We start from the raw sequence: 4,566 nt of genomic DNA on the forward strand, positions 1-4,566 counted from the left end.
CAAGACACTCGGCTGGCGCACTCCAGCCGACGTTTTTGATCAAGCTCTGGCACTATGACTATCCGTCACCGTTGCGATGATCACTCGAATTCACCCCGGTTGAAAATTGACCCCCTGCATATGAGTTGATCTTCTACTGCTCGTCGGTGACGGCAGTCGGGACGCGACCGAGGTCGCGGTCTTTGAGCCGGTAGCTGTCGCCCTTCAAGGCGATGACTTCGGCATGGTGAACGAGCCGGTCGATCATCGCGGCGGCCACCACCTCGTCGCCGAACACCTCGCCCCAACGCCCGAACTGCTTGTTCGAGGTGACAACCAGCGACGCCCGTTCATAGCGGGACGACACCAACTGGAAGAACAGATTCGCTGCCTCCGGCTCGAACGGGATGTAGCCGACCTCATCGACCACGAGCAGCGGATAGCGGGCCAGCCGCTGCAACTCGCTCTGCAACCGGCCAGCGTGATGAGCCTCAGCCAGCAGCGCAACCCAGTGCGCGGCGGTAGCGAACAGCACCCGATGCCCGGCCTGACAGGCCCGGATCGCCAGACCGATCGCCAGATGGGTCTTGCCAGTGCCCGGCGGGCCGAGAAAGATCACGTTGTCCCTCGCGGTGACGAAGTCCAACGTGCCAAGGTGCGCGATGCTCTCGCGTTTGAGCCCGCGCGCATGCTCGAAGTCGAACTCCTCCAGACTCTTGCGAGCCGGGAACCGGGCCGCGCGAATCCGGCCCTCCCCACCATGAGATTCGCGAGCCGATACCTCGCGCTGCAGACAGGCGACCAGGAACTCCTCATAGGCCCAGGACTCGGCGCGGGCGCGCTCGGCCAGCCGCGCCACCGACTCACGCAACGTCGGCGCTTTCAACGCCCGGGTGAGAAACGCCACTTCCGCTGCCAGGTCACGCGAACTGCTCTTGCCGGCCATCACCCCCTCACCGCCAATTCAGTCCATTCAGTGCCCGAGCAGACATCATGGGCGTCATGGAAATGGAACCTGACCTGCCGACCGTGAACCTGAGACTGTGGCGTGCCGATGCGATCGTGTTGTTCGACTGGCTGAACAACACCGATCTGAACACCGTGCCGATCACACACCCAGCGCAAAAACAGGCACTGGCCGACCTGCAGTCCCAATTCGAATGGGCCACCGATGTCGACATCACCGAATCGACCGCCGAGGAGATCGCCGCCGCGCAGCAAGAGGTCGCCAAGGACATGGGCTGGTAGAAATCCGGGGCGCCTCACGCCGCACCTCCCTCGGCATCCAGGCCCAGCGCGGCGTCGTAGTCGGTCAAGCGCCGCTGCTCGACCTCGGCCTCGCTCACCGGTCGCACCACGTTGACCCGCTCGCGGCGCAGCACCCGCGCCGCCTCTACATGAACCGCATCCGACAGCGTTTGATGAACAGCCCAGACCCGTTCGTGATCAGCGACGCTCTTGCCGTCACAAAACGCCCTCACCTGCACCAGGTCGGCGACGACCTCGATGCGGCGTCCGATCACCGCCGGATGCACCGAGTAGTCGTTGGCGTCCAGACGGACGTAGTGGTCACGAGCCAGCCGGGTGGACCGCCGCCAGCCAACCGCCGGAGCCACCGGCGGCAGTGTGAGCATCCCAGCCCGATCCGCGGCGATCCGCTCGGTTGCCGCGCAGCCCAGCACCCGCCGCATCCGGGTGTTGGCGGTGGCGATCCACGGCTGCAACTGCGCGTTGAAGTCCTGCGGCGAGGCGAAGGCGCGGCCGGGCAGAAACGACCGTTCCAGGTAGTCATGACACCGCTCGACCAGGCCCTTGGCCTCGGGGTCGCGCGGCTTGCAGATCAGCACTTTGGCCCCCAGCATCCCGCGAAACGCCTGGCAGTCGGCGGTCAGCTCCGAGCGGCCGGCCCGCCACCGCCCGATCGCGCCTTCCCCGTCCCAAACCAGAACCCGCGACACCGCCCCCAGCGCCTCGAGCAGCTGCCACCAGCCGGCCAGCAGGTCCTCGGCCTTGCGGGTCGGGATCAGCACCGCCGACATCCACCGCGAATAGCCGCACACCATCGTCAGCACCGGCAACTGCACGCTCTTGCGGACCTGGCCGAACCCGACCGGCACGCTGATCGGAGGGAACCACAGGTCACACTGGGCGATCTCCCCAGCGACATACGCGGTCCGCCCGGCCGGATCCGGCGGCAGATAGACCGGCCGCAGCTGCGCGACGCGTTCCTTGAGAACGGTGATGCCGCGACTCCACCCGATCCGCTCGGCGATCACGGTGGCGGGCATCGTCGGATACGCCTTCAGTAATTCCCTGATCCTCGGCTCGACCTCGTCCACGATCGACCTGACCGATCGGCGCACGTACTTCGGCGGCCCGTCACTACCGATCGCGGCCCGCACCGTGTTCCTGGAAACCCCCATCACCCGCGCGATCGCCTTGATCGGCATTCCCTCCGCTCGATGAAGCCTGCGGATCTCCGCCCAATCCTCCACGGATAACACCCCTATCCTCCCCGGCTCGCCTGGAGCCAGGATCGTCTGGGGGGTCAGATTTCGAGCGGCGACACAGGGTCAGTTTTCAGGCGGCGTCGACACCCCACGCCCGTGGGGGTGAGCCGATCAGCGTCCAGATCAGCTCTGGTTCGCTGAGGTCTTCCCCATGCCCGTGGGGGTGAGCCGGGCGAGCCCGGACAGGCAGGCAAGGACACGGTGTCCTCCCCACGCCCGTGGGGGTGAGCCGGCATCCAGGACGGCGACGCGGAATGTTGCCTCGTCCTCCCCACGCCCGTGGGGGTGAGCCGCAGTCCTGTTGTGCGAGTTTCGCCGTTTGCTGGTCCTCCCCACGCCCGTGGGGGTGAACCGGTGCGGATGGAGCTGAGACGGCCGGCGTTGGCGTCCTCCCCACGCCCGTGGGGGTGAGCCGGGTGTGCAGACCCGCCCGGATGGCTGGCCCCAGTCCTCCCCACGCCCGTGGGGGTGAGCCGTGGCCGCCGTCGAGGACGCTGATGTCCCGGGTGTCCTCCCCACGCCCGTGGGGGTGAGCCGACTGACCCGTACCTAGAGATCGAGTGGCACGCGTCCTCCCCACGCCCGCGGGGGTAGCAGAGGCGGGCGTTCCCTGAGCTTTGAGGTCCCCCGAAGCTCTCACCAGGAAGATCAGGCTACCGCTGGGGTGTGCCGGTCCGCAGCCACGACGGCAGCAGCACCTGCACGACCGGGAGCGCCATCACCCGGGCCACACCGCCAGCGACCGCGAGCGCCCCCGCCACCCAAGGCAGTGCCTCCGGGATCCCGGAGGCGGTCACGATCATCGGTAGTGCCATGGCGATCCCGACGCCGGTCTGTAAGATCGTGCGCAACGCCCGCTTGGTGTCGTCCTTCATACGCTTTCCCTTCGGGGGCAGCCTGCTTGTGGCGGCACGTTCGAGACTCACATCGACGAGGTGCGGCGGGCGGGCTCGCCCGCCACGCGCAACGAACGCGGTCTCTGATCAGGCGTGGTCATTGACGTCGAGCCGGATCGTGATCCCGGAGATGGCAGCCTCGATCCGGCGAACGAGAGCCTCCACGTCGATCTCGCCGTCCCGTTGGGCAAGCGCGCCGGCGAGCTCGCGGATGGTGGCGTTCTGCGCGTCGAGCCGGGCGAGGATCTCCCGGTCCCGGGCGTAGCCGTCCTTGGTGTACGCCCAGATCTGCCGGAACGCGGTCCGGGGGTCGACCTTCTGGCCCGGGTCGAGGATCTTCTCCCGGGCGGCCCACACATCCGCGGGGACGGTGTGCGTGAACCGCTCGTACACGGCGTCGGCGATCTCTTTCGCGGTCGGCATGTCATCTCTTGCGATCAGCCGGGCGATCTCGGCCCGGAAGGTGTTCATGTTGATCGAGTGCGGGTTGGGCTTGGCGGTGTTGACCTCCTTGTGTCCCTTCACCACCGAAGCCGGGAGGCGAAACTCCTCGCACAGGCGCGCGCATAACTTCCGGTAGGCATCGAGCTGCACGGATGGCCACGGCTGTCGGCCGTCGTTCTCCGCTTCGATCCCGAGGCTGCTGGAGTTGTCATGCCGCGCCGAGGTCGACGGGGCGTTATGCCAGCACCATCCGGCCGCGATCACGTAGATGCGGCCCGAGCGGCCGAGCCCGAACTGGCTGAGCGGTCCGTCCAGGCCTGGCCGTCCGTCGCGCACGACAGCGGGGGAGGGGCGGGTGCACGTCGTGGACGGTCGCCGAACCACGGTTCTCAGCTCTGTATGTTTCGTCGCCGTACATGAACTGTCCCGCCCGGCCTCCGGGCGGCAGCTCATCAACATGATCGATCACTCTGGTAACGACCGATAACCGGATCGTGCGGATAAAACACGTTGCGGACGATTCCCGAAACCCGGCATCCTTCACTCAGAGCAGTCGAGCTTCACGAGGAGAGGTCATGCGCCGTCATCACGGTCGGAGCTGTCGCGTCATGCGCGCTCGTCGCCGTATGCGCATGCCCCGGGAGGCTCGCGAGTGACATCTACTGTCACGACGCGAGCCGTGCCGGCCCACGGGGTGACGGGCGGCTTTTTTAATGGGGGGGGGGGGTGGTGGTGTT

General features: G+C 67.0%; 5 protein-coding genes and 1 CRISPR repeat array. Of the genes, 1 reads left to right on the forward strand and 4 read right to left on the reverse strand.

Annotated features, from left to right (window positions below):
* Positions 1-133 precede the first annotated feature (133 nt).
* Positions 134-928: an IS21-like element helper ATPase IstB gene (istB, locus tag AB0J58_RS44165; RefSeq protein ID WP_364227638.1), complete on the reverse strand. Its 795-nt coding sequence runs from the start codon at positions 926-928 to the stop codon at positions 134-136.
* 44 nt (positions 929-972) lie between these two features.
* Between istB and AB0J58_RS44170 the strand changes: the two genes are divergently transcribed.
* On the forward strand, positions 973-1,227 hold the full coding sequence (locus tag AB0J58_RS44170; protein ID WP_364227641.1) for a hypothetical protein: 255 nt from the start codon (positions 973-975) through the stop codon (positions 1,225-1,227).
* A 14-nt stretch (positions 1,228-1,241) separates the two neighbouring features.
* On the opposite strand, the gene istA is transcribed toward AB0J58_RS44170, so the two are convergent.
* The 3 genes from istA to AB0J58_RS44185 form a co-directional block, all read right to left on the reverse strand.
* On the reverse strand, positions 1,242-2,483 hold the full coding sequence (gene istA / locus AB0J58_RS44175) for an IS21 family transposase (protein ID WP_364227644.1): 1,242 nt from the start codon (positions 2,481-2,483) through the stop codon (positions 1,242-1,244).
* An 87-nt stretch (positions 2,484-2,570) separates the two neighbouring features.
* A CRISPR array of direct repeats spans positions 2,571-3,087; the repeat unit is 29 nt; unit sequence GTCCTCCCCACGCCCGTGGGGGTGAGCCG.
* A 55-nt stretch (positions 3,088-3,142) separates the two neighbouring features.
* A complete protein-coding gene (locus tag AB0J58_RS44180; protein ID WP_364227647.1) occupies positions 3,143-3,364 on the reverse strand; it encodes a hypothetical protein in 222 nt (73 codons plus the stop codon).
* 108 nt (positions 3,365-3,472) lie between these two features.
* On the reverse strand, positions 3,473-4,288 hold the full coding sequence (locus tag AB0J58_RS44185; RefSeq protein ID WP_364227650.1) for a peptidoglycan recognition family protein: 816 nt from the start codon (positions 4,286-4,288) through the stop codon (positions 3,473-3,475).
* Between the last annotated feature and the right edge of the window lie 278 nt (positions 4,289-4,566).

The organism is Streptosporangium sp. NPDC049644, assembly GCF_040675205.1.
GTDB classification, from domain to species: domain Bacteria; phylum Actinomycetota; class Actinomycetes; order Streptosporangiales; family Streptosporangiaceae; genus Streptosporangium; species Streptosporangium fukuiense.